Here is a 23,808-nt window from a genome sequence, read left to right as displayed (position 1 = left end):
AGAAGGCTTTGTATAAAGAATTCAGTAGCTTTTACTAAAGCATATTGTTCTTATGCGTTTGATCAGTCATAATTTGCATAAGCAATATTCAATTCAATGCAAATCTATTGAATTTGCTATAAATCAAAATACAAATCCATCCCAATTTATGTTTTCTCATTCCTTTCGGATGGACAAATAGGATAGTTTTTTAAAATGACTCAGCAAGCACAGACCATTCAAGGTTCCATAGTCGCAATCGTCACCCCTATGTTTGAAGATGGCAGCGTAGATTGGAAGGGTCTCGAGAAGCTGGTTGAATGGCATATTGCAGAGGGTACCAACAGTATTGTTGCCGTTGGAACAACAGGTGAAGCCTCTACTCTCAGCATGAGTGAACACACCCAGGTGATCAAAGAAATCATTCGTGTGGCCAATAAACGTATTCCTATTATTGCCGGTACAGGTGCAAACTCGACTCGTGAAGCAATCGAACTGACCCGCGAAGCCAAAGAGCTGGGGGCAGATGCCGCTTTACTGGTAACTCCGTATTATAATAAACCGACTCAGGAAGGCTTGTATCAGCATTATAAAGCCATTGCTGAAGCTGTTGACCTGCCTCAGATCCTGTATAACGTACCAGGCCGTACCGGTGTGGATATGGCCAATGAAACCGTGATTCGCCTGGCCGATATTCCACAAATTATCGGTATTAAGGATGCGACTGGTGATGTGCCACGCGGTGCTGAACTGCTGCAAGGTCTTAGCGGTAAGGATATGACTGTTTATTCAGGTGATGATGCGACTGCGTATCAGCTGATGGGCCATGGTGCCAAAGGCAATATCTCGGTTACGGCGAACGTGGCTCCGAAAGCCATGAGCGAAGTATGTGCCGCTGCCATTGCCGGTGATGCTGCAACTGCTGAACAGTTAAATGCTCAGGTTGCAAATTTACACAATATTTTATTTTGCGAATCCAACCCAATTCCTGTGAAATGGGCACTCCACGACATGGGCTTAATTGGTACAGGTATTCGCCTTCCATTAACACCACTTGCAGAACAATATCGCGCTCCGCTTCATGAAGCACTGGTCGAAGCGGGCGTTATCAAATAAAAGAGCAGAAGATTATGCAATTACGTTTAGGACTTAGCCTTACACTTTCAGTATTCAGTTTGGCAGGTTGTAGTTCATTGGCCGTTAACAACGGCTCTTTAGACTATAAAGAGACTACAAGCCTGGAAGCTTTACAATATCCTGAAGGCACTCTGGTTCGTCCGGCAACGCCATTGTACCCTGCTCCAACGGTCGATCCGCTTGCAATTGAGCATGCACCGAAGCTTGAAAACCAGCGTGGCAACCGTTTTGCCTTGCCACGCCCGCCAGCCCAGACTGCAAACTCAAGTGCAGCTGATCTGACTGAAACCAATTCTATTGGTAAACCACAGTTGGTCACAGACGGAAATCTTAATCCGCTGCTTAAAATTGAGGGAAATTCTGCTACAATTTGGCAATACACGCTTGCCACCCTCAGCAGTCTGAATCATAGCGTCGTTGCCCAGAGCAAAGATCGTTACGAAATTACGGTTAAGATCGATCAGCAAACCTATGTATTAAGATTATCTTCTGTAGGTTCAAGTAATAACCTCGCTGTGTTCAATGCCGATAACAGTTTTGCCGACCGTGAAAAAGCCGCAGAACTGCTCAACCAGATTTACCAAAATTGGCCAGCCTAGACATTTCTAGGCATTTTTTTTTGTAAAAGGTTCCCTCATGTTAAAACAAACCTTGCTCTATACTGGTAAAGCGAAATCTGTCTATACCACAGACAGTTCAGACCATCTGATTTTAGTCTTTCGGGATGATGCCTCTGCATTCAATGGCGAAAAAATCGAGCAACTAGATCGTAAAGGCAAGGTGAACAACCGTTTTAACGCCTTCATTATGGAAAAGCTGGCAGAAGCGGGTATTGAAACTCACTTTGAAAAGCTGCTGACTCCAAATGAAGTGCTGGTGAAAAAACTGGATATGATCCCGGTTGAATGTGTGATTCGTAACTATGCAGCAGGTTCTTTATGCCGCCGCTTAGGTGTGGAAGAAGGCAAGGCCTTGGTTCCTCCAACATTTGAATTGTTCTTTAAAGATGATGCGCTTGGCGATCCAATGGTCAATGAGTCACAAGCAATTGCTTTAGGCTGGGCAACTGCTGAACAATTGGCAAAAATGAAAGAATTGACTTACCAAGTAAATGACGTGCTGAAAGCATTGTTTGACGCAGGTAACATGATTCTGGTCGATTTCAAGCTTGAATTCGGCGTATTCCACGACCGTATCGTACTGGGTGACGAATTCTCTCCAGACGGTTGCCGTTTATGGGATAAAGACACCAAGAAAAAACTGGATAAAGACCGTTTCCGCCAAGGTTTAGGCGGTGTGGTTGAGGCATATGAAGAAGTCGCTGGCCGTCTAGGTATTGATCTTTCCGATATCTAATTATTCCTTAATTAAAAAACCGGATTTATAAATCCGGTTTTTTAATCCCTGCTACTTTCTCATTCCAGTTATTTAATTCAGTTTTTAAAGAGAGAAATTAAAAATAAACCTGTCATATAAATAAATAGTTTATTTAACACTTTTTCATTAGTTTTTGATAATTAAAATAAAGTGTACTAATTTAAATCAGATTCAACACATTATTCATTTAAAATAAAATTCAACCAATTAAATCATTAAAATAATTAATTATTTTTATTCATAAAAAACTACATTTTAAAACAAATATTTATTTTAAAATAATTCATTACATAATTATTTTTTTAGCTTATCAAAGCATGTTAATTATAATTAATCCTTGCTTAAAAAAGATAAGGAAGTATAAATTTTTCACTGCTCACCACTTAATTTATAACCAATTAATAATGATCGAGAAAAAACTAAAATAAGTTGAGGATTTTCTAATGAAAACATCTGGCTTTACCATATTGCTGCTTGCTGCCCTATTAAGTGCATGTCATGACAGCGATAATGACTCTTCCAGTTCTAATCCGCCTCCTACCCCAATTCCTAATCCTGTTGAACCGCCCCCTTATGACATGGAAGACATGAATAATTATATTGCTGCGACAAAATACGAGCAGAGATATAATAATGTGGTCGAGAACTGTGGGTCTGACTCAGCGCCACAATATGAATGTTCCGGACTGTTATTTAGAGGTATTCGGATCGCAGCTCAACCGAAACCTTGGGTTCACCGGCAAAGAGACCGCGACAAAGGCGCTGTAGCTTTTGCTTATATTCGCCAGGATCTGAATTTCAAGTTACCCGATGATACCTATCAGGCAGGTATTGTGATCAGACCGGATTATGAAGATGTAGCACCGACCCGCTGTGCATCGCCTATGGACATGAATACTGATGCCAGAACTGGCTCATTTAATAACTGTCTGAAATCGGATGAAGTCCAGTATGGCTCGGTCGACTATACAGTAAAAGACTGTCAGGACTGGGGCATCGATACGCCACAGAAATGGCTGGATATATTTATACCCGTCATGCGGGCTACCAAGGCACAAGGTACCCTAGATCAGTTCCCGGGACAGACCTGCTCGTATACCATGTCTGTATCTGATCAGGCTAAATTTGCGACTCGGGCGAATTACTTTAGTATGTTTGCCGCTATCCGAAAAGGTGTTCCAACTGATTTGCGCCCAGACTGGTGGAATGACGAGATTCTGGTCACTGCCTGGAATGACGAAAAGGCCACCACTGCACCGATCGAAGCTTTTTATTATAATCTGGGTAATGAAGCAGGTTTAGAAGCAGCTCAAAGCTTCCAGCAAGCATATTATGAGGACACCCAAAAATATCTTCCTATTCTAGCAATTGACTTTAAGGTAGATGAGCCATCCCGCATCTACTTCAGTGCACATGACCAGGTTGTATTTGAAAATCTGTCCAACCTTGAAAAAATTAAAATCACCGCAAACTGGTTAACGCCAGACCCGCCTGCGGAGAACTCAGCAGCGTTCGAGCTTGATAAAAAGACCTATCAGGAACTGCTCAACCCTTCTGCATCAAGATGGACACTGGCTCAACAAGATGCCAATATCACCTCACAGTATTTAGCCAGACGTTTTCTCGGCTTCAATTACAAGTACTATACCACTGAAGTTACCGCGCTAATCAATTATATGGTTGATTTTGAACAGCCAGTCGCAAATGAAATTAAGGCGAAATATAATCGTGAACGGCCATTTGTTTACTATAACAGTGAAATATGTACCCCTGAAGACCGCGACTTCCTGTTGACGAATACCTCATATCCATCAGGCCATAGCTTAAGAGGATATCTGGTCGGCTACAGCCTGTCCGATGTAGACAATAGCAGAAGAAGTGAGTTTGAAAACACTGCAGTTGATTATGCGAAGAGTCGTATAGTCTGCCGGGTACACTGGTTAAGTGATACTGAAGCAAGTAAAGGCATCGCTTCAATGGCTATGAATATTTTAAAATACTCTCCTGAATACCTGGGTAGAGTACAAGCTGCCAAGCAGTCAATTCAATAATCTGTCTGGGAAAGACTAAAACTCATCGAGCTTTAACTTTCTAAATAATGCTCCATAGATTTAATCATCTTTGGGGCATTATTTTTGCATAAAAAATCAACCTATTCCGAGTTAAATCATGATTATTAAGTCCTGAATTTTTAGATGATTAAATAATTGGATTGAAAACATTTTCCGGCAGATTAATATCATTATATTAAATCTATTTAAAAATACTTAAATCATTTATTTCTGCTATTTCAACTAATTATCTATACCAATATTTAACCATTTTTAAAACAGGATTCAAATTATTTAATAGTAATTAAAATAAAAGCCCGATCCCGGGCTTTTATTTACTGTTGCTGTTGTTGCTGCCAGCGACGTTGCTGTAAGCGCTCGGCCTCTACTTCACGCTTATTCCGCGCTGATTCATACAGTTTTATCCCTTTTAGCTCTGGTGGCAAATATTCCTGCATCACAAAATGCTCAGGGTAATTATGCGGATACAGATAATCTACCCCATAGCCCTGCTCTTTCATCAGCTTGGTCGGTGCATTTCTTAAATGCAAAGGTACCGGCAGGTTGGACGTTTTATCTGCGAGTTCCATCGCTTTGTTAATTGCCAGATAGGTACTATTACTTTTGGCACTAGTCGCCAGATAAACTGCACATTGCCCCAAAATAATCCGGCATTCCGGCATGCCTACAGCCTGTACCGAACGGAAGCATTCACCGGCTAGTAACAAGGCATTCGGATTGGAGTTACCGATATCTTCAGATGCGGCAATCAGCATACGGCGTGCAATAAACACTGGATCTTCACCGCCTTTGAGCATCCGCGCCATCCAGTATAGGGTTGCATCCGGATCACTGCCGCGAATTGATTTAATAAAGGCCGAAACTAAATCATAGTGCTGCTCACCAGACTTGTCATAACGGGCAATATTTTGCTGAGCCACTTTCACCACTATCGCATTGGTGATGATATTTTCCATATCCGGTTCAAAGGTACTGGCGATCAGATCGAGTAGATTTAGTGCCTTACGGGCATCTCCTGCCGCGAACTGGATCAGGGCATCAAATTCTTCAATCAGGATATGTCTTTCCTGCAAGAAAGAGTCATTTTGCAAGGCTTGCGTCAATAAGCTCTGAATTGATTCAGCACTCAAGGCATTCAGGCTATACACCTGACAACGTGACAATAAGGCACTATTCACTTCAAAGGACGGGTTTTCCGTGGTAGCACCAATTAAGGTAATTTTCCCCTTCTCGACCGCGTTTAACAGCGCATCCTGCTGAGATTTATTAAACCGATGAATTTCATCAATAAATACTACAGGCGTCAGCAGATCACCACCTTCGGCAATGATTTCACGCAGCTCTTTTACGCCAGTATTCAGAGCAGACAGACTGATAAAAGGCCGGTCTACCGCTTGAGCCAGCAGTAAGGCAATGGTGGTTTTACCGACCCCGGGTGGTCCCCAGAAAATGATCGAAGGCAGATGTCCCTGATCAATCATCTGGCGTAAAGGCGCCTGCTCACCCAGCAAATGTTCCTGCCCGATAATCTGTGTAAGGTCGCGTGGCCGTAAACGTTCTGGAAGCGGGATATGACTATCTGACATGTTATTATTGGCTCAAATTAAATTCTGATCTCATTCTAACACCAGCAGTTTTGATTCCAAGATTGCAAGCCCCAAGCACAAAAAATTAATTTATATAGATATCCCCTATTTTTTTAATTCTGAATGAATTAATCTCTATAAAAGCAAATAATTTGAACATGATTAATTGTGAATTAATTACAGTGTAATTTTCATATTGTTTATTCTAATTAAAAGAAACTTATCTAGCCCATTGGGCAATTCTGGGCTGTAGTGGTGAATGCATGAAGCATGATAAATTTGAACAGGGAACTGTGAGCTGGTCGGAGCCACTGGCATCATCATCACTGATTGCGCCACACGTTCACTTGTCTGAATCTATTTTGTTAAAAAATCTGATTGATGCCTTACCCCAACCCTTATGGGTCAGCAACAAACAACATCTGCAATATTTTAACCATGCCATGACTGACTATCTTGGGGTAAACCTGAATGAACAGGGCAATCCACAATGGCAGAACTTCATTCATGCAGAGGACCTGCAGCTGTTTTTAACGCAGTGGCATGCAGCGCTGGACCAGCATCAGGATTTTGAAACCCAGTGCCGGATTAAACGCAGTGATACCCATTATCGCATGTGTACTCTGGCTGTAAAATTTCATCATCAGCCGGACCATTTGCTGCAATGGGCCGTTTCCCTGACCGATGTGCATGATTATTTTGAAATCCAGCAGCAACTTTCTCATATTGTTTCCACCCAGGAAAATATGCTGGATGCCAGTGCAGACTGCATTAACATTATCAGTCCTGAAGGTGAAATTCGACATAGCAACCAGCCGGGTTGTCTGACACAAGCAAATGAGGCCGAAGAACAGGATCAGGACCGCTCATTGTCCTGGTTCAATCGCTTAACCCCTGAAGCGCGAAAACCCGCGCAGCGCGCATTAAATCAGGCTGCCCAAGGCTTAAACAGTCGTTTTTCCAGCAAAGTTCAGATTAAAGATCAACCAATCCAGTATTGGGATCACCTGCTGACCCCGATTCTGGATCAGCAGAATATTACTCAAAATATCCTCTGTGTATCACGGAATATCAGTCAGCAAAAAATCGCAGAAACCCGTTTAAAAGAAGTGATTAAACGTGATGAACTGACTGGCCTGTATAACCGTAGTACCTTCTATAAAACCTTCAAACAGGTCTTGGTAAAGGCCAAGCAACAGCAGACCATGGCAGGTTTACTACTCATTGATCTGGACTATTTCCGGCACATCAATGATACCCTGGGTCATATTGCTGGCGATCATCTGCTCCATATTCTGGGTAAGCGTTTCCAGGCCTGTTTCGGGCCAAATACCATCGTTGCCCGCCTGGGTGGGGATGAGTTTGCCGTACTAGTCAAAAATCTGGAAAGTGAAGAACAGCTGCTGGCAACAGCGCAAATGGCGTATGCCCAGCTGGAGCAACCGATCAATTATGTCGGCAATAGCATCAACAGTGCCATGAGCATAGGCTGCACAATTTATCCACGTGATGCCTTGAATACTTCTAATCTGCTGAAATGTGCCGATATTGCCTTGAATGACCTGAAAAATAGTGGTCGTGGTGGTATCCGCATGTTTAATCAGGAAATGTGCGGATCACTGGAAAATATGACCAAGCAGCTGACTCTGGCGCGCAAGATTATTCTGGCCGATCAGATCATTCCCTATTATCAGCCCAAGGTGCGTCTATCTGATGGTGCAGTGATTGGTTTTGAAGCCCTGTTACGCTGGCAGGATCAGAACCAGAATATCCAGTTACCTTCTGAAATTTTTGGCGCCTTTCAGGACTATGAGCTGGCCTCACGTATCAGTGAAACCATGCAACTGAAAGTTTTCGCTGACATGAGCCGCTGGCAGGCTCAAGGTCTGGATCTATTGCCAATTTCAATCAATGCTGCACCGGTCGAATTCCTGCGCGATGACTATGCCGAAAAACTGTTGGCACGTCTGTCCAACTTTGATGTTCCTGCGCATAAAGTTGAACTGGAAATTACCGAACAGAGCCTGTCCGAGCATGGTGCCAATTATGTGGTTCGTGCGCTGAACCTGCTGAAACAGGCCGGAATCCAGATCTCGCTAGATGATTTCGGCACCGGACATTCTTCACTGACCCGCTTGCAGGACTATCCGGTCGATTGCATCAAGATTGACCGAAACTTTGTAGAGCGCATGAACAGTGACCCGTCTGCTCTGGCCATTGTCAAAGCCATTACCCAGATTGGCTCCAGTATTGCACTGGATGTTCTGGTCGAAGGCATCGAGAATACAGAACAGCTGGATACCCTGATTCATTGTGACTGCCAGATTGGGCAGGGCTTCTATTTCTATCGTCCGATGGCCGGGGCTTCGGCCCAGGCCCTACTCCATCCGGCAGATCAATAAACGAATCACGCAGGCAGATTTAACGCACCCAGCGTACGATATAGTCTTCAATATCATCTTCATGAATGTCGCTTTCACTCAGGCAGCGTCCTGCTGCCGACTTGCGTGCCTGAATCACACTTTCTCGTGAACCGCTGACCAGATAATGCCAGGATGGCAAGCTTTTGCCCTGTTCTACCCGGCGATAGGCGCAACTTGATGGTAACCAATGAATGGTTTGCAATTTTTCTGGGGTAAGCTGAATACAGTCCGGCACATATTGCAGGCGATCCGGATAATTGGAGCAACGTGCAGTGGTGCAATCCAGCAGCTTGCAGGCCACTTTGGTATAAGCAACTTCCTGGGTATCTTCGTCTTCCAGTTTAATCAGACAGCATAAGCCGCAACCATCACATAAAGCTTCCCACTCGGCCTGCGTCAGTTCAGCCAGTGAATAGTTTTTCCAGAATTCAGGACGTAAAGTATCGCTCATGATCAGGTCGGCACATTCAAAAATCAGCTTATTATAGCAGCCCGAACCCTACAGACCTATCGCTCAAATTCTTATTACTATCACGTAAACTATTGTTAAATCATAGACAGTTCATCAACAAAACACTAACAGTCGCTAGAATCGTTTATTTCTATACTAAATTTGAAAATAAAAACACATGGAGAATATATATGTTTCGCTGGGCTATTATTTTTGCTGTTATTGCATTAATTGCGAGTCTACTAGGTTTTGGTGGCGTTGCAGGCTTATCTAAGGATTTTGCAATTATCTTGTTGGTAATTGCGGTGATTCTTGCGATCGTGGGTTTTCTTTCTCGCGGCAAAGTCTAGATTTACATTAGACTTGCCCGAGGCAAGTGTTAACTTTCGAAAAAAACAAGAGCCTTTTGGCTCTTGTTTTTTTATGGCTCTATTAATTTATACCAGCTCGGTTTTAAGCTTAAGGTTTTAGATGACGAGGCCTAAATCCCGCTACCAGTAAGGCTGCAAGATAAGCTGCCACACCGACAACACATAAGATCACCACTTCTAAAACACGCATCCATTGCGATACATCTGCGTTATACCAGCTCAGGCCATAGGCTAAAGCGGCAATCATGATGGTATTGGCAAACATAAACTGCAGGAAGATTTTTTTCCAATGGGAGCCAAAACGGAAAATATGTCGTTTATGCAAATAATAATAGAGTAAACCGGCATTGACCATGGCTGAACCCGTTGATGCCAAGGCAAGCGCCATATGCTCTGCTTCCCAATGAATCAGCTTGAAGAAACCGATAAAAATCACGTTCAGAATCGCATTGGCTGCCACGGCTATCAAGCCGATACGTACTGGTGTTCTGGTATCCTGTCTTGCATAAAAACCGGGCGCAAAGACTTTAATCAGCATAAAGGCGATCACACCACCACTCATACATTTTAATGCCAGAGCCGTCATTTGAGTATCTTCAAAGGTGAACTGGCCACGTTCAAACAGGGCCTGAATGATCGGTGTCGAGAGCATAAATAATGCAATGCTGGCAGGAAGACCTGCCATCACAATCACTTTGGCAGCCCAGTCCATCATGCCACGAAATTTTTCCGGATTCTGCTCGGTATGCCGCGCAGATAATGATGGCAGAATTACAGTTCCAATCGCAACACCGATCAGGCCAAGCGGCAATTCGGTCATACGCTCGGCACTGTACAGCCAGGACACCGAACCATCCTGCATGAACGAAGCCCAGATGGTATTTAACAATAGATTAATTTGCGTGACCGATACCCCAAATAGTGCCGGCAGCATCAACTTCATGATGCGATCAACACCTTCATGTTTGAAGTCAATTTTTGGAGGAATCAGCAGCTTTTTACGCCACAATTCAGGAATCTGGATCGCCAGCTGTAAAATACCGGCAATAATAACTGACCAGCCCAGTGCCATAATGGGCTCTGCCATATAAGGCGTAAGCCAGACTGCTCCGGCAATCATGGCAACATTTAACAAGACCGGTGCAAATGCCGGTGTGCTAAAAGAGCCATAACTGTTCAGGATACTGCTGGCAAAGGCAGTCAGCGACATGAACAGCAAATAAGGAATGGTCAGGCGAAACATGTCCGTTGCCAGGGCGAATTTTTCAGGATCGCTATGGAAACCCGGCGCATAGATATACATGATCAATGGTGCAGCAATCATCGCGACCATGGTCAGCGCTGTCATCACTGTCGCCAGACAGCCGAATACCCGACTGATCAGAATCTGGACTTCGAGATGAGTACGACTGGTTTTGTATTCGGTCAGTACCGGAATAAAAGCCTGTGAAAATGCGCCTTCGGCAAATAATCGCCTGAAAAAGTTTGGAATACGAAATGCAACTACGAAAGTATCGAAGTCTTTACCAGCACCAAAGACATTCAGTAAAACAATATCTCGAACCAATCCCAGTACGCGTGACAACATGGTCATCGCACTGACAATGACGGTCGAACGCCAAAGCGCCATCCTCTTCACCTAATGTATAAATTTGTGGCTATTGTAATGAAACTTTTGTCAGAAGTTCATTGCTTAATTTCATCCCGCAAGCGAGTTTGAAGTGTTTTTATAATGCTGTAACTGTGTACGAAAATCAGCCCAGTTAAAATACGGCCCCGGATCAGTCTTGCGGCCCGGTGCAATATCTGAATGTCCGGCAATATGCTGCTGGATTTTAGGATAATAATCTTGCAAACAGGCAGTCACTTTGACTAGGGCTTCATACTGTGCGGTTGCAAAAGGCAAATCATCACTGCCTTCCAGCTCGATCCCGATCGAATAATCATTACATTCTTTTTTGCCCAAATAGGTCGAGCGGCCTGCATGCCAGGCACGGTCATTAAAATTGACGAATTGCAGCACCTCTCCCGTTCTTAAAATCAGCAGATGAGTTGAAACCTGCATCCCTTCAATTGTCTGAAAATAAGGATGTACGGACCAGTCCAGCTGATTCTGAAAAAACTGTTCAATATAACCGCCGCCAAACTGGGAAGGAGGCAGGCTGATATTGTGAATCACCAGCAATTGGATTTCAGTTTGTACTGGCCGCTGATTAAAATTGGGAGATGGGATTTGACGTGCACCGATTAGTTGCCCGTCCCTAACCTGAAACTCAGCTGCCTGTTGCATAGAACCGTTCTCCCCAAAAAATAAAATCTGCAAGATCAGCATTGCAGCCGGCTTCATGCTAAAACTTTCAAGGACAAATCTCAATTCATCCCGGCAAACTGGATGAAAAATCGCTCATCTTTTATGTAACGGTGCTAAGATAAGGCGCAATTTTTACGGCTTAAAAAGATACGGAAGTAGACATGAGCATATCTCAAGCTTTGCTAGACCAGTCGATTCAAATCAACATCCAACAGGCACTTTCAGAAGATATTGGTGAAGGCGATATTACCGCCCTGCTGACCCCTGAAGACGAACAGGCCACTGCCACCATCATTAGCCGTGAAAACATGGTTTTGGCCGGTCAGCCTTGGGTCAATGCCTTGATTCAGGCCTACGATCCGAGTGTTGAAGTGATCTGGCTGAAAAATGATGGCGATCATGTTCAGGCCAACGAAGCATTTTTAAAACTGGCGGGATCTGCGCGTAGTTTATTGACCGTGGAGCGCCCTGCCCTAAACTTTGTCCAGACACTATCGGCCGTTGCCACTAAAACAGCCCACTATGTCAAACAGTTGCAAGGTCTAAATACCAAGCTGTTAGATACGCGCAAAACACTTCCGGGTCTGCGTATTGCACAAAAATATGCCGTGGCCATTGGCGGTGGTCAGAATCACCGTTTGGGTCTGTTTGACGCCTTTCTAATTAAAGAAAATCATATTATGGCAGCGGGTGGTATTGCACAGGCAATTGCCAAGGCTCATCAGATTGCGCCGGGCAAACCGGTCGAAGTTGAAGTCGAAACCTGGGATGAGCTGAATCAGGCGCTGGAAGCCCATGCCGATATCGTGATGCTGGATAACTTCAGTCAGCAACAAATGATTGATGCGGTACAACATGTAGCCGGCCGCTGTAAGCTAGAAGCTTCAGGGAATATTACTATTGAGAATTTACGTGAGGTTGCCAGTACCGGCGTTGATTATATTTCCATGGGCGTGCTAACCAAAGATGTCAAAGCCATTGATCTATCGATGCGTTTTAATGCTGAAGCTTAAATTTGATACGCAATAGGAGAAGGGTGCGAAGCACCCTTTTTTTATTTTTTAAAATTTTTTGCGCATATTTTGTACAAAAAATATATTGAGGATGAAGTGATGTCGGATTTTCATCACTTATTGTTATTTTGTCCTGCTGGTGTAGAAGTACTATCCTGATTTGCATCATGGGACTTGGACTTATTATTATCACAGGCAGCCAGACCCAGAACTGTACACACTGACAGTGCGATGAACCATATTTTCATATCTCAATCCTCTACGAGTTAGTAGATTTAAAATCATCTCCTGAAACCGAGCGCTACAGTAGACAAGTCCTGTTCAATTTTTGTGAGCTAATGTTGAGGCATAAAAAAACGCATCTTTTAGATGCGTTTTTTTAGCTTTAATGAATTACCAGCCTAAAGCTTCTTGCTGTTTTTTCACCAATTCCTGAATCCCTTTCTCGGCCATTTCCAGCATGGCATCCGATTGGGCACGGGTAAATGGTTTGTCTTCTGCAGTGCCTTGAATTTCAATAAATTCACCTGCCTGCGTCATCACCACATTCAAGTCCGTTTGACAGTTTGAATCTTCTTCATAGCAAAGATCCAGTAATACTTCATCTTTGAAAATACCCACAGAAACCGCAGCCACCAAACCTTTTAATGGATCATGTTTGATTTTCTTTCTTTCCAGCAATACGTTCATAGCATCGACCAAAGCCACTGCAGCACCGGTAATCGCTGCAGTACGGGTACCGCCATCAGCCTGAATCACGTCACAGTCGATGGTAATGGTATTTTCACCCAGCTTTTTCAGATCAACCATTGAGCGCAGGCTACGACCAATCAGGCGCTGAATTTCCTGGGTACGGCCACTCTGTTTGCCACGTGCCGCTTCACGATCGCTACGGGTATGAGTTGAACGTGGCAACATGCCATATTCAGCAGTCACCCAGCCTTGGCCCTGACCTTTCAGGAAACGCGGTACAGAACTGTCTACACTGGCAGTACAGAGTACTTTGGTATGACCAAATTCAACCAATACAGAGCCTTCCGCATAACGTGTATAGTTACGGGTAATTTTCACTTCACGTAATTGATCTAATGCTCGTTGGTCGATACGCATAATAAGTCCTGTAGGGGTTCAAAATAATTGCGGCCCAGTATAGCAGAAGCCTTGACCAAGATTAGGCAAGCGGGGCATTCATTTACAAAATCAGTGCATCAGAGCGCGAAGAAATATCAAAATTCTGCCGACCTGTGACGCTACGATTTGACTTGATTTTTGCTAGACTAAAACACCCCATAAGGGAAGCCAGTGGCAGGAAACCGATTTATGTCCTTACGTGAAGATCGCAAGCAGCAAAGTCATCAGGCACTACTTGATGCGACTCTGGCCTTGAGCAGTCAGGGACGCGCTTTCAGCACGATCAGTTTGCGGGAAGTCGCACATGCTGTTGGACTGGTACCCGCGGCGTTTTATCGGCATTTTCAGGATATGGACCAGCTCGGTCTGGAATTGCTGGATCAGGTGGCGATGCACATCAAAGGGGTACTTCATCAATTGGGACAGGCTTATCTGTATCAGCCAAATACCCGGACCCGAACCGGGCTAGAACTGTTTTTTCAGGCCGTCGGATACCATCCTGAATCCTGGATTTTTTTTGTGGCAGAACGCTGGGGCGGCTCGGATGTGTTACGTACCGGAATTGAACGGGAAATTCATTTTCTGGCCGAAGATGTCATGCATGAACTGGCCAAGATGCAAACCACCCGGCATATCCAGACCCCACAGGACTTGCAGGCTCTGGCACAAATGCTGATTGAGCTGTCCCTGAACTGGGCCATGGGCTGGATTCATCTGCAGCAGCAGGCTGATCCCGAGCTGCGCCAAGTCCAATCCAATGTCTTTAAAAGCCAAAGCGTGCTACAGATGCAGCTCTTGCTGCGTGGCGTTTTGCACTGGTATCGGAGTCCTGCCGAAACAGCAGTTCCCCTAACCCATGCAATGGTCACTCCCCCGACCTAAACAAAAAAACCCGTATAAGATGCAGGTTTTTGGCTGGTCTTCAGTTTAACATTATTTGGCCTTACGCTCTTTTTCAACCAGATAATTCACGACCTGAATGACTTTGGCACCATCCCCCTGCACAATATATTTACCATTCACGGTGACTGCCGGAACACCACTTAACTGATATTGGGCAGCCAGATTTTTGGCTTGGGCAATTTTTGAAGTGATCGGAAAAGATTTATAGGTGCTGTTAAATTTCGCTTCAGGAATACCATAGCGGGTATAGAACTTGGCCAGCTGTGCCTGTTCTAAAATTGGACGCTGTTTGTCATGAATATCATGGAATAGCTGTAAATGTGCTTTTTGACGCACCCCCAATGCTTCAGATACATAATAAGCTCGCGCTGCCTGTTCCCAAAGTGGGTTCATCGCAGCCGGTGTACGTACAAAACGTACATCTTTTGGTAATTTCTTTAACCAGCTCTGCATATGTGGTTCAAGCGAGAAACAGTGACCACAGCCGTACCAGAAGAATTCACGCACTTCAATTTTGCCTGGTTTTTCGACTTTGACTGGTTTTGCAACCACCTGATAGTCCTGACCTGCCACAAAATTGGCCATAGCATTGCCTGAAACGGCCAAAACAGATGCGGCAACAGCGCCTAAAAGGAATTTTTTCATTCGGATTATCGTCCTCTAAATCATTATGCTTAAGTTTATGTGTTCAATATAAATCAATTATGCCGGTTTCGTTTTCATTCTGTGAACTTTTTTGCTGCTTTTATCGCTTTTTCTGCCAGAATCGCTACACTAAACCATCGAACTGATTTTCAAGGTTTTACATCAGTTTCCCTGGCCTTTCGGCACGTACATATTTTTAGCTAATCATGACTGATTGAGGTGACACCAATGTCGCAATTGAATGTTGATCCACAAGAAATTGCCAAATTTGAAGCATTTGCAGCTATATGGTGGGATCAGCATTCCGAGTTCCGCCCCTTGCACATGATTAATCCACTACGTTTAAACTGGATTGATGAACATGCCGGTGGTCTGAGTGGTAAAAAAGTGCTGGATGTCGGCTGTGGTGGCGGGATTCTGGCCGAAAGCATGGCACGTCGGGGTGCTGATGTACTCGGGATTGATATGGGCGCAGCGCCTCTGAATGTGGCACGCATCCATGCCGAACAAGAAGGTGTCAGCAATATCGAATACCGACAGGTGCCGGTCGAGCAACTGGCAGACGAACAGGCTGGTCAATATGACATCGTGACCTGCATGGAAATGCTGGAACATGTGCCAGATCCAGCATCGATTATTCAGGCCTGTTACAAGCTGGTCAAGCCAGGCGGTCATGTGTTTTTCTCGACCATTAACCGTAATCCGAAGTCCTATTTATTTGCCATTATCGGGGCAGAATATGTGTTGCGGATGTTGGCCAAAGGCACCCACGATTACAGCAAATTTATCAAGCCGTCCGAACTGGCGCATGATATTCGTAATGCCGGTTTAAAACTCAAAGATATGACCGGCCTGCACTATAATCCATTGACCAAGCATTATTGGCTGGCAGCGAATGTAGATGTAAATTATATGGTCTATACCGTGAAAGAGAATGCAGCAGAGCCCACAGAATGAAAGCAGTTTTATTTGATCTCGATGGTACCCTCATTGATACTGCGGCCGATTTTGTCCGGATTATCCAGCAGATGTGCCGTGAAGAAGGCCGCGCACTGGTTGAACCCGAGCTGATCCGTACCCAGGTTTCTGAAGGTGCACGCGCCATGGTGAAACTGGTCTATCCGGAACTGCAACTGGAAGATCCGGTATTTTTAGCCCATCGTCAGCGTTTTCTGGATATGTACGGTGCCGATATTGCGGTCGATACCGATCTGTTTGATGGTATGTATCCCTTGCTGGAACAGCTGGAAGCACAAGATATTCCGTGGGGCATCGTCACCAATAAACCGCGCTGGCTCAGTGAGGCTTTACTGAAAGCACTGAATTTAACTGAACGCTGTGCGGTACTGGTTTGCCCGGAAGATGTCATCCGCACCAAGCCTGATCCTGAACCGATGTATCTGGCAGCCAAACAGCTCGAGCTTGCTGCAGAAGACTGTATCTATGTCGGTGATCATCCGCGTGATATTGATGCAGGGCGTCATGCCAAGATGACCACCATTCTGGCAGCTTATGGTTATTTACCACTGCAATACAAAGATGACTTAACAGCCTGGCAAGCCGACTATATAGTGGATACAGTTGCAGAATTACAGCGGCTGATTCAGAAACTGCTCGTGCAACGGCAGACTGCGGTATCTTGAAAGCTTAAAACCAAACAATAAGAAATAAGGAGGTAGATAATGAAATATTCAGAATATCAACCTCGCCCCGATCTACTCAAGGATCGTATTATCCTGATCACGGGTGCGGGCGATGGCATCGGGCGTGCAGCAGCAATCAGTTATGCCTTGCATGGTGCAACAGTGGTGCTGCATGGACGTACCTTGAATAAACTGGAAGTCATCTATGATGAAATTGAAAGTTTAGGTGCACCGCAACCTGCCATCTTGCCGTTACAGCTCTCGAGCGCCTCGGAACGGGATTATGAACTTCTGCTCGATACCCTAGACCGTCAGTTTGGCCGTCTGGACGGAATTCTGCATAATGCCGGAATTTTGGGTGACCGGGTTCCCCTGGCGGATTATCCGGTCAATGTCTGGGATGATGTGATGGCAGTTAATCTGCGTGCCCCTTTTGTCATGACCCAGGCGCTGTTACCGCTATTATCCAAATCTGAACATGCTTCCGTCGTATTTGCCAGTTCAGGTGTAGGCCGTGAAGCCCGCGAACGCTGGGGCGCTTATTCCGTATCTAAAATTGCCATTGAAGCAGTAAGCCAGTTATTTGCCAAAGAGCAGGTACATCCCAATATCCGTTATAACTGTATCAATCCTGGGGCAACGCGTACCGCCATGCGCGCCAAGGCCTACCCGGATGAAGATCCAAAAGTTTTACCGACTCCCGATTCAATTATGCCGGCTTATCTGTATTTGATGGGCGATGACAGCCTGCATATGAATGGTCAAAGTATTGATGCGCAGGATTAACCTTCTTTTTACTTTATTCAGGGAGCAATTGCTCCCTTTTCTATGCTTTCAGGCTGCATATGGCGCATAAACCGGGAATGACTCTCGCCGGATCGCATTGAATTTCACTAAAATCCCCGCATACTAAGCCTCACTACATTTAACAAGAGTGCATCATGACTGAATTAAACAATATTACGGTGACCCATTTAGACGATGGCATGGTCTCGCTGCTGATTGATCAACAGCCTATTTCTGAAAAATATGACACCAAGTTTGAAGCCAGTATTGTGGATGACATCAAAGCACTCGAAAATGCCCAGAAACTCAAACTGTTCGAGCAGTTTGTATTTTCACATCATGATCTGAATTTTGAACATGCCTATTATTATGTGACCGGAATTGAAAAATTAGACGATTGTTATCGTCTGGCCAAGCATTTTGTTTATCGCATTAAGATTGAAGGACAACCAGAAATCGAACATGTCATCAGCAATCAGGGCAAAGCCATGACCGCTGAAGATGTACGTACTTTTATCCAGGCACATGTACATAAATCACTAATGGATTATACTGACCTGAACTACGCTTATTAAAAGCCAAGCAATTTATAGAGAGAGTACTTTTGAAAAGTACTCTTTTTTTAGCTGATTTTTTTAAAAAAAGAATTTATTAATCGAATTTTCACATCATTTTTATAAAATTATACGGTTTTCCAAATAAATCTATATGAACTATGCTTCTTATATCGCCAGATAGATCAGACAGGAGTACAGCATGGCTGACCAGAAACGAAAAATTGAAACAATTCATCAGATTGAACAATTACAATTATCACAGGCCCTGATTGTGGCATTAGATGATGCCCTGCAAGCGGAATCAGTCGCTGAAGCGATTCACTCCTTACAGGGTCTAGCAGAACAATGGAATTAATCTTGAGATAAACCGATAAAATTTTCTGCCATTTCAGTAGAGGATTGATTATTTTACGAGTGATTCAATGCTGCTTTTTTGAACAAAATCATCGATTTTAGCTTGCATGTTTGCCCTCGCTTTGATCAGATAAGAACATAGCTCTTTATACCGAGCCTTATGATCAAGACCGCAGTCTGATATTATGACATCATCATAATATCTCTGCATTTGTTATAAAACTTGTGCCTGTTCTTCACAGTTTCTCTGCAATTTTTCCGTACATTAGGTACTGTAGAAAGTGAACAATTTAATGAGGGTTCAACATGAAAAAGGTTTTGATGGCACTGGCAATTTCTTGCAGTACATTCATGCTGAGCAATGTCGTCATCGCTGCCCCTCATTTCAATGATGATTCGCATTATGGCGCAGACAAGAAAAAAGGCCGCGAGTTCCGCGAGGCTCCTCAAGAGCAGCAGGATAACCGTCGTATGCGGGAAGAACGCGGAGTGAAACGTCTACAACAGCTCAGATGGCAGCCAGGTTATGTAATGCCGCAGCATTATCGTGGTAATGGCTATAAAGTCGAATACAAAGATCATCGCCTGCCTCGACCTGATCGCAAGCAGCAATGGTACAAAGTCAATAACGACTATATTCTGGTCGATTCAGAAAATAACAATATTATCCGTATTGTTGGTGACTAAATTACATCTCATGCTCTAGGCCCAACATTGTTTGGGTCTTTTTTATTTAGGTGACTGATTTTTCCAATTGCCCATGATTTCGCTGTCCTGTGCTTATCTAGCTCTAGCGCAACCATCTTCTAAATTTCTTCACGAATTTAACATTTTAACTAAATAGCCCTCATGCTTTCTATGCACTTGTTCGCTAATTTAGTCTCATCGAAATTAGATTTACATCTTTAGGTGAGAGCCATGAAAAAAGTTTTAACTACAGTTGCGTTATCTCTCAGTGCTTTGTTAGCTACTTCTGCAATGGCAGCACCACAGCATGACTCACGTTATGACCATAATCCGCATAAATCGGCACCACACTGGGACGCCAAAGATAGTAAAAAATGGAATGATGACCGCCGTCATAACAACCGTGTAGTCAATCCAAGCCGGGACTGGCGCGTAGGGCAAACTTTACCACGTCAATACGACAACAAACGTTTTGAAGTGAGTGATCGTGAAGCACGTCGTCTACCGAATACCGGCCGTTTCCAGCAGTGGTATAAAGTCAACAATGACTATGTTCTGGTGAATGAGCGTACCAATAAAATCGTACGGATCATGAACTAATCTTTCTCCATTACTGCTCGTCTTGCAGACACCTGAAGTTCCCCTTCAGGTGTTTTTTTATATCTGTACTTCCACTTGCGTTTTTTTTCATTAGAATCAAAGTTGGATCTCATCATTGAAATAGGCACAGGCATGACTTCGGCAGACACGTCACAAAGCACAACACTGCAATATGTGCACTGGTTTCGCAATTCTGCGCCTTATATCAATGCGCACCGCAACAAAACCTTTGTGATCATGTTTGATGGTGAAGCCGTTTTAGATGACAACTTTCAGCATATTATTCATGATATTGCCTTGTTGCATTCATTGGGGATTCGGCTGATTCTGGTATATGGCGCTCGTCCGCAAATTAACCAGAACCTGGCCCAAAACCAGATTACCACCCCTTTTTACCAGCAGCGTCGGGTCACCACACGTGAATCTTTAAGCTGCGTGATGAGTGCTGTCGGCTCAATCCGTCTGCAAATTGAAGCACTGCTGTCGATGGGACTGGCCAATTCACCCATGTATGGTGCCCGCATTGATACCGTTTCGGGGAATTTTGTCACTGCCAAGCCTTATGGCATTCGTGATGGTATTGATTTTCAACTAACCGGTGAAGTCCGCGCGATCGATACCGATGCGATTCAGCGCCATCTGGAGAATCATAATATTGTGGTACTTGGCCCGACGGGTTATTCCACCACCGGAGAAGTCTTCAATCTGCTTGCTGAAGAGGTCGCGACCAAAACTGCAATTCGGCTCAAGGCAGATAAACTGATTTTTCTGGGCAAGCAGCATGGTTTGATAGATCGTAACGGCCAGCTCAAACGGGAAGTCACGCCGCAACAACTGAATGACTATATTCCGCTGCAAGATGCACCTGAAAGAGGATTACAGCTAAAAGCCGCACAAGAAGCCTCCATGAACGGCGTCCATCGGGTGCACCTGATTTCTTATGCCTATGATGGTGCCCTGCTGGAGGAACTGTTCACCCGGGATGGTTCCGGTACTCTGGTCACCGATGCACATTATGAAGAAGTGCGTATGGCCGATATTCAGGATGTCGGTGGCCTGATCAGCCTGCTACGTCCATTGGAAGAAGAAGGCATTCTGGTCTATCGTTCCCGGGAACGTCTGGAAAATGAAATCAACCAATTTGCTGTAATCGAACGGGACGGCATGATTCTGGCCTGTGCCGCCCTTTATCCAATTCCGACGACAGGGGATGAATTGCGTTCTGCAGAAATTGCCTGTGTTGCAGTCCATCCAAGTTATCGCCAGTCCAATCGGGGTAGCCAGATCCTGCATTATCTTGAAGAAAAAGCCAAAAGCATGCAGATTCAGCAGCTGTTTATTCTAACCACCCGCACCGCGCATTGGTTTCTGGAACAGGGCTTTGAACCGGCTTCAGTCGATGATCTGCCGGATGCCCGTCAGGCTTTCTATAATTATCAACGCAATTCCATTGTTTGCAAAAAGTCACTTTAAAGTGACTTTTTTTTTGGTGCTTTAGCTTAATTTCAGATAAAGATATCTTGTAATTTTGATTTAGTTGTTAAGATTGTATTGCTGCTTTTCAGATAAACATATCAACATATTTAACTTAAAAATATAATTATATATTTCAAAATCTTAATTAACTTAAATAGTAAATATTCATTTTTATATAAATCACTTTTTCGCATAAGTTTTGCGCTTTTTTATTTATCTTTTTTCTTCATTAGAAATTCCTGAATAGTTATTTTTTTAGAAAAACAAAAACGATTAGCGTGTCCCTAAGTTTTCATTCAATAGTTTGTCATTTTCGGGAGTTTTGATTCATGCGCCAATCTCATGTTCAGTTTTTAACAAAGACTGTGGTACTCGGTACTGCGATGGCGGGTGTCATGATGCTTTCAGGCTGCTCGAAAAAGGAAGATACCCTTACCCTGAATATCGGTTTTCAAAAATACGGCGTATTACCGATTTTAAAAGAACGCGGCACGCTGGAAACGACCTTGAAGCAACAAGGGATCAATGTGAAATGGGTAGAATTTCCTGCTGGTCCGCAACTGCTTGAGGGACTGAACGTTGGCAGCGTCTCTTTTGGTGAAGCCGGTGAAGCACCGCCGATTTTTGCTCAGGCGGCCAACTCAAATCTGGTCTATGTGGCCAATCAGCCGCAAGCGCCTAAAGCCGAAGCCTTAATTGTACCGAAAGATTCACCAATCCAGTCCATTCAGGATCTGAAAGGCAAACGGGTGGCCCTGAACAAAGGTTCAAATGTGCATTACTTACTGTTAAAAGTTCTGGAAGCCAACCAGCTTGGCCTTGATGATATCGAAGTAATTTATTTACCCCCTTCCGATGCACGTGCTGCATTTGAACGTGGTGCAGTCGATGCCTGGGTGATCTGGGATCCGTTTTTTGCAGCTGCTGAACATCAGATTGGTGCGCGTGTCATTGCCAGTGGTGAAAATGTGGTGAGCAACCACCAGTTCTATCTGGCAGATCGCAAGTTCGCAGAAAGCCATCCTCAGGTGGTACAGGCAGTTGTCAATGAATTGAACCTGACCACGGACTGGGTGGCAAAAAATCAGGATGCTGCTGCTCAGCTCCTGCAAAAACCGACAGGTCTGGCCGTCGATGTCTTAAAAACCTCTATTTCACGCATGGGCTTCGGTGTTAAACCCCTCACGACTGACGTGATTCAAAAACAGCAACAGGTCGCCGATGCGTTTTATGCGCAGCAGCTAATTCCACAAAAGCTGAATATTGATGCAGCAATTATTAAATAACAGCAGAATACTTTGAGAATAAAAATGAGTCATTTAAAAACAGTTTTTTATATCAGCTTAGCGTTATTGAGCTTTAGTCTGACTGGCTGCCAGAAACAGGAATCACAGCAAACGGCTGCTGCAGAAACCAAAGCAGCACAACAGGTACAAAGCATTGCGATTGGCTTTCAGAAATCAGCCTTGAATCTGCTGGTAGCACGCAATGAAAAGCTGTTAGAACAACAATTTCCCAATACCAAAATTGAGTGGAAAGAGTTTCCGGCGGGTCCACAAATGCTGGAAGCACTGGCAGTCGGTGCAGTGGATTATGGCTATGTAGGGAATACCCCACCCATTTTTGCCCAGGCTGCAGATAAAGCCCTGAGCTATGTAGCCTTTGAAAAAGTGGCTGGAAACTCTTTGGCCGTGGTCGTGCCGAAAGACAGTGCCATCCAGACGATTCAACAGTTGAAAGGAAAACGGATCGCGGTGCAGAAAGGTTCAAGTGCCCATGAACTTCTGGCCAAAACTCTGGAAAAAGCCGGCTTAAGCTGGTCAGAGATTCAAGCCGTCTGGCTTCCACCCGCGGATGCACGTGCTGCTTTTGACAAAAAAGCCATTGACGCCTGGGCAATCTGGGATCCCTTCCTGGGCGCAGCCGAGTTCGACAGCCAGGTGAAGGTACTGATTGAATCCAGTGACTTTCCGCAAACCTACTCCTTTTATATCGGCAATCCCGAATTTATTCAGAAGCATCCGGATAGTCCCGAGAAGTTTATTCAGGCTTTAAATGCCTCTGACCAGTGGATTCTTAAAAACCAGGCTGTAGCCCTAGATATTTATCAGAAAAGTACCGGTCTGAAACCAGAAGTGGCAAAGCTTGCATTTGAGCGTCGTCTTAAACCTTCGCCGGTTCAGCCTTTAACGACGGAAGTGATCAAAGCCCAACAGAATATTGCCAATCTCTTCCAGCAGGTTCAACTGATTCCCAAAACCATCAGCGTCCAGCAACAGATCTGGTCGCCAGCAGCCACACATTAA

The 23,808-nt window shown here is 44.4% G+C and carries 25 protein-coding genes; 18 read left to right on the top strand and 7 right to left on the bottom strand.

The genetic code is table 11. The features are described 5' to 3' along the window. Positions 1–195 precede the first annotated feature (195 nt). The 4 genes from dapA (at position 196) to AY607_RS11255 (ending at position 4,544) form a co-directional block, all read left to right on the top strand. Complete coding sequence (gene dapA / locus AY607_RS11270) at positions 196–1,095, top strand: 4-hydroxy-tetrahydrodipicolinate synthase (protein ID WP_064102575.1); 900 nt, start codon at positions 196–198, stop codon at positions 1,093–1,095. Positions 1,096–1,109: 14 nt separating this feature from the next. Continuing rightward, entirely contained in the window at positions 1,110–1,715 is a 606-nt protein-coding gene (locus AY607_RS11265; protein ID WP_064102574.1) for a hypothetical protein, read from the top strand. A 37-nt stretch (positions 1,716–1,752) separates the two neighbouring features. After that, positions 1,753–2,472, top strand: a complete 720-nt coding sequence (purC, locus tag AY607_RS11260; protein ID WP_064102573.1) for a phosphoribosylaminoimidazolesuccinocarboxamide synthase — start codon at positions 1,753–1,755, stop codon at positions 2,470–2,472. Positions 2,473–2,936: 464 nt separating this feature from the next. Further along, positions 2,937–4,544 (top strand): phosphatase PAP2 family protein, encoded by a 1,608-nt coding sequence (locus AY607_RS11255; RefSeq protein ID WP_064095130.1) that lies wholly within the window; start codon positions 2,937–2,939, stop codon positions 4,542–4,544. A gap of 335 nt (positions 4,545–4,879) precedes the next feature. Here the strand turns inward: AY607_RS11255 and AY607_RS11250 are convergent, their stop codons facing one another. After that, a complete protein-coding gene (locus AY607_RS11250; protein ID WP_064102572.1) occupies positions 4,880–6,151 on the bottom strand; it encodes a replication-associated recombination protein A in 1,272 nt (423 codons plus the stop codon). A gap of 263 nt (positions 6,152–6,414) precedes the next feature. Here AY607_RS11250 and AY607_RS11245 point away from each other — a divergent pair, with 263 nt between their 5' ends. Then, positions 6,415–8,553, top strand: a complete 2,139-nt coding sequence (locus AY607_RS11245) for an EAL domain-containing protein (protein WP_064095132.1) — start codon at positions 6,415–6,417, stop codon at positions 8,551–8,553. A 19-nt stretch (positions 8,554–8,572) separates the two neighbouring features. Here AY607_RS11245 and AY607_RS11240 read toward each other — a convergent pair whose 3' ends face one another. Further along, positions 8,573–9,025, bottom strand: coding sequence for a YcgN family cysteine cluster protein (locus AY607_RS11240; protein ID WP_064095133.1), 453 nt, complete (start codon positions 9,023–9,025; stop codon positions 8,573–8,575). A gap of 191 nt (positions 9,026–9,216) precedes the next feature. Between AY607_RS11240 and AY607_RS14740 the strand changes: the two genes are divergently transcribed. Further along, the gene (locus AY607_RS14740) at positions 9,217–9,375 is read left to right on the top strand and encodes a DUF1328 domain-containing protein (protein WP_004647174.1); all 159 of its coding nucleotides are present in this window, start codon (positions 9,217–9,219) and stop codon (positions 9,373–9,375) included. A 109-nt stretch (positions 9,376–9,484) separates the two neighbouring features. On the opposite strand, the gene murJ is transcribed toward AY607_RS14740, so the two are convergent. Together murJ and ampD are read right to left on the bottom strand one after the other, a co-directional pair. Beyond that, positions 9,485–11,035 carry a murein biosynthesis integral membrane protein MurJ gene (murJ, locus tag AY607_RS11235; RefSeq protein ID WP_171255306.1) on the bottom strand — a complete coding sequence of 517 codons (1,551 nt, stop codon included), beginning with the start codon at positions 11,033–11,035 and terminating at the stop codon, positions 9,485–9,487. Positions 11,036–11,095: 60 nt separating this feature from the next. Next, positions 11,096–11,686, bottom strand: coding sequence for a 1,6-anhydro-N-acetylmuramyl-L-alanine amidase AmpD (gene ampD, locus AY607_RS11230; protein ID WP_064102651.1), 591 nt, complete (start codon positions 11,684–11,686; stop codon positions 11,096–11,098). A gap of 182 nt (positions 11,687–11,868) precedes the next feature. Between ampD and nadC the strand changes: the two genes are divergently transcribed. Further along, on the top strand, positions 11,869–12,720 hold the full coding sequence (gene nadC, locus AY607_RS11225) for a carboxylating nicotinate-nucleotide diphosphorylase (RefSeq protein WP_064102570.1): 852 nt from the start codon (positions 11,869–11,871) through the stop codon (positions 12,718–12,720). 113 nt (positions 12,721–12,833) lie between these two features. On the opposite strand, the gene AY607_RS15335 is transcribed toward nadC, so the two are convergent. Both AY607_RS15335 and rph read right to left on the bottom strand, forming a co-directional pair. After that, positions 12,834–12,968 (bottom strand): hypothetical protein, encoded by a 135-nt coding sequence (locus AY607_RS15335; protein WP_263600642.1) that lies wholly within the window; start codon positions 12,966–12,968, stop codon positions 12,834–12,836. Between the two features lie 145 nt (positions 12,969–13,113). After that, entirely contained in the window at positions 13,114–13,830 is a 717-nt protein-coding gene (gene rph / locus AY607_RS11220) for a ribonuclease PH (RefSeq protein WP_005261502.1), read from the bottom strand. A 210-nt stretch (positions 13,831–14,040) separates the two neighbouring features. Here rph and AY607_RS11215 point away from each other — a divergent pair, with 210 nt between their 5' ends. Beyond that, complete coding sequence (locus AY607_RS11215) at positions 14,041–14,733, top strand: TetR family transcriptional regulator (protein WP_064102569.1); 693 nt, start codon at positions 14,041–14,043, stop codon at positions 14,731–14,733. A 51-nt stretch (positions 14,734–14,784) separates the two neighbouring features. Here the strand turns inward: AY607_RS11215 and AY607_RS11210 are convergent, their stop codons facing one another. Beyond that, the gene (locus tag AY607_RS11210; protein ID WP_064102568.1) at positions 14,785–15,399 is read right to left on the bottom strand and encodes a thiol:disulfide interchange protein DsbA/DsbL; all 615 of its coding nucleotides are present in this window, start codon (positions 15,397–15,399) and stop codon (positions 14,785–14,787) included. A 228-nt stretch (positions 15,400–15,627) separates the two neighbouring features. On the opposite strand from AY607_RS11210, the gene ubiG reads away from it, so the two are divergent. The 10 genes from ubiG (at position 15,628) to AY607_RS11165 (ending at position 23,808) form a co-directional block, all read left to right on the top strand. After that, positions 15,628–16,356, top strand: a complete 729-nt coding sequence (gene ubiG / locus AY607_RS11205; protein ID WP_064102567.1) for a bifunctional 2-polyprenyl-6-hydroxyphenol methylase/3-demethylubiquinol 3-O-methyltransferase UbiG — start codon at positions 15,628–15,630, stop codon at positions 16,354–16,356. Then, positions 16,353–17,042: an HAD family hydrolase gene (locus AY607_RS11200; protein ID WP_064102566.1), complete on the top strand. Its 690-nt coding sequence runs from the start codon at positions 16,353–16,355 to the stop codon at positions 17,040–17,042. Before ubiG ends, AY607_RS11200 begins: the two co-directional genes overlap by 4 nt. Before the next feature lie 39 nt (positions 17,043–17,081). After that, on the top strand, positions 17,082–17,828 hold the full coding sequence (locus AY607_RS11195; protein ID WP_064102565.1) for a YciK family oxidoreductase: 747 nt from the start codon (positions 17,082–17,084) through the stop codon (positions 17,826–17,828). A gap of 155 nt (positions 17,829–17,983) precedes the next feature. After that, positions 17,984–18,403, top strand: a complete 420-nt coding sequence (locus AY607_RS11190) for a hypothetical protein (protein ID WP_064102564.1) — start codon at positions 17,984–17,986, stop codon at positions 18,401–18,403. A gap of 181 nt (positions 18,404–18,584) precedes the next feature. Further along, complete coding sequence (locus AY607_RS15070; protein ID WP_171255305.1) at positions 18,585–18,740, top strand: hypothetical protein; 156 nt, start codon at positions 18,585–18,587, stop codon at positions 18,738–18,740. A gap of 305 nt (positions 18,741–19,045) precedes the next feature. Then, entirely contained in the window at positions 19,046–19,426 is a 381-nt protein-coding gene (locus AY607_RS11185) for an RcnB family protein (protein WP_064095142.1), read from the top strand. Positions 19,427–19,657: 231 nt separating this feature from the next. Then, a complete protein-coding gene (locus tag AY607_RS11180; protein ID WP_064095143.1) occupies positions 19,658–20,026 on the top strand; it encodes an RcnB family protein in 369 nt (122 codons plus the stop codon). Between the two features lie 132 nt (positions 20,027–20,158). After that, positions 20,159–21,499 (top strand): amino-acid N-acetyltransferase, encoded by a 1,341-nt coding sequence (argA, locus tag AY607_RS11175; RefSeq protein ID WP_064102563.1) that lies wholly within the window; start codon positions 20,159–20,161, stop codon positions 21,497–21,499. Between the two features lie 332 nt (positions 21,500–21,831). After that, positions 21,832–22,788, top strand: a complete 957-nt coding sequence (locus AY607_RS11170; RefSeq protein WP_064102562.1) for a sulfonate ABC transporter substrate-binding protein — start codon at positions 21,832–21,834, stop codon at positions 22,786–22,788. A gap of 24 nt (positions 22,789–22,812) precedes the next feature. Next, positions 22,813–23,808 carry an aliphatic sulfonate ABC transporter substrate-binding protein gene (locus AY607_RS11165; RefSeq protein ID WP_064102561.1) on the top strand — a complete coding sequence of 332 codons (996 nt, stop codon included), beginning with the start codon at positions 22,813–22,815 and terminating at the stop codon, positions 23,806–23,808.

It is taken from the genome of Acinetobacter sp. SFA, from assembly GCF_001647535.1.
In the GTDB taxonomy this organism is placed as follows: Bacteria; Pseudomonadota; Gammaproteobacteria; order Pseudomonadales; family Moraxellaceae; genus Acinetobacter; species Acinetobacter pecorum.
The sequence above is the reverse complement of the archived record's forward strand: the minus strand, read 5'-3'. Positions and strand labels throughout refer to the sequence as shown.

What these genes read in the sequence shown, in the direction of transcription:
- ubiG (WP_064102567.1), top strand. Translation starts at nt 15,628, where the DNA reads ATGTCGCAATTGAATGTTGATCCACAAGAAATTGCCAAATTTGAAGCA.
- ampD (WP_064102651.1), bottom strand. Translation starts at nt 11,686, where the DNA reads ATGCAACAGGCAGCTGAGTTTCAGGTTAGGGACGGGCAACTAATCGGT.
- AY607_RS11245 (WP_064095132.1), top strand. Translation starts at nt 6,415, where the DNA reads ATGAAGCATGATAAATTTGAACAGGGAACTGTGAGCTGGTCGGAGCCA.
- AY607_RS11180 (WP_064095143.1), top strand. Translation starts at nt 19,658, where the DNA reads ATGAAAAAAGTTTTAACTACAGTTGCGTTATCTCTCAGTGCTTTGTTA.
- AY607_RS11190 (WP_064102564.1), top strand. Translation starts at nt 17,984, where the DNA reads ATGACTGAATTAAACAATATTACGGTGACCCATTTAGACGATGGCATG.
- AY607_RS11185 (WP_064095142.1), top strand. Translation starts at nt 19,046, where the DNA reads ATGAAAAAGGTTTTGATGGCACTGGCAATTTCTTGCAGTACATTCATG.
- rph (WP_005261502.1), bottom strand. Translation starts at nt 13,830, where the DNA reads ATGCGTATCGACCAACGAGCATTAGATCAATTACGTGAAGTGAAAATT.
- dapA (WP_064102575.1), top strand. Translation starts at nt 196, where the DNA reads ATGACTCAGCAAGCACAGACCATTCAAGGTTCCATAGTCGCAATCGTC.
- AY607_RS11265 (WP_064102574.1), top strand. Translation starts at nt 1,110, where the DNA reads ATGCAATTACGTTTAGGACTTAGCCTTACACTTTCAGTATTCAGTTTG.
- AY607_RS11195 (WP_064102565.1), top strand. Translation starts at nt 17,082, where the DNA reads ATGAAATATTCAGAATATCAACCTCGCCCCGATCTACTCAAGGATCGT.
- argA (WP_064102563.1), top strand. Translation starts at nt 20,159, where the DNA reads ATGACTTCGGCAGACACGTCACAAAGCACAACACTGCAATATGTGCAC.
- AY607_RS11200 (WP_064102566.1), top strand. Translation starts at nt 16,353, where the DNA reads ATGAAAGCAGTTTTATTTGATCTCGATGGTACCCTCATTGATACTGCG.
- AY607_RS15335 (WP_263600642.1), bottom strand. Translation starts at nt 12,968, where the DNA reads ATGAAAATATGGTTCATCGCACTGTCAGTGTGTACAGTTCTGGGTCTG.
- AY607_RS11215 (WP_064102569.1), top strand. Translation starts at nt 14,041, where the DNA reads ATGTCCTTACGTGAAGATCGCAAGCAGCAAAGTCATCAGGCACTACTT.
- AY607_RS15070 (WP_171255305.1), top strand. Translation starts at nt 18,585, where the DNA reads ATGGCTGACCAGAAACGAAAAATTGAAACAATTCATCAGATTGAACAA.
- AY607_RS11170 (WP_064102562.1), top strand. Translation starts at nt 21,832, where the DNA reads ATGCGCCAATCTCATGTTCAGTTTTTAACAAAGACTGTGGTACTCGGT.
- purC (WP_064102573.1), top strand. Translation starts at nt 1,753, where the DNA reads ATGTTAAAACAAACCTTGCTCTATACTGGTAAAGCGAAATCTGTCTAT.
- nadC (WP_064102570.1), top strand. Translation starts at nt 11,869, where the DNA reads ATGAGCATATCTCAAGCTTTGCTAGACCAGTCGATTCAAATCAACATC.
- AY607_RS11165 (WP_064102561.1), top strand. Translation starts at nt 22,813, where the DNA reads ATGAGTCATTTAAAAACAGTTTTTTATATCAGCTTAGCGTTATTGAGC.
- AY607_RS11240 (WP_064095133.1), bottom strand. Translation starts at nt 9,025, where the DNA reads ATGAGCGATACTTTACGTCCTGAATTCTGGAAAAACTATTCACTGGCT.
- AY607_RS11210 (WP_064102568.1), bottom strand. Translation starts at nt 15,399, where the DNA reads ATGAAAAAATTCCTTTTAGGCGCTGTTGCCGCATCTGTTTTGGCCGTT.
- AY607_RS11255 (WP_064095130.1), top strand. Translation starts at nt 2,937, where the DNA reads ATGAAAACATCTGGCTTTACCATATTGCTGCTTGCTGCCCTATTAAGT.
- AY607_RS11250 (WP_064102572.1), bottom strand. Translation starts at nt 6,151, where the DNA reads ATGTCAGATAGTCATATCCCGCTTCCAGAACGTTTACGGCCACGCGAC.
- AY607_RS14740 (WP_004647174.1), top strand. Translation starts at nt 9,217, where the DNA reads ATGTTTCGCTGGGCTATTATTTTTGCTGTTATTGCATTAATTGCGAGT.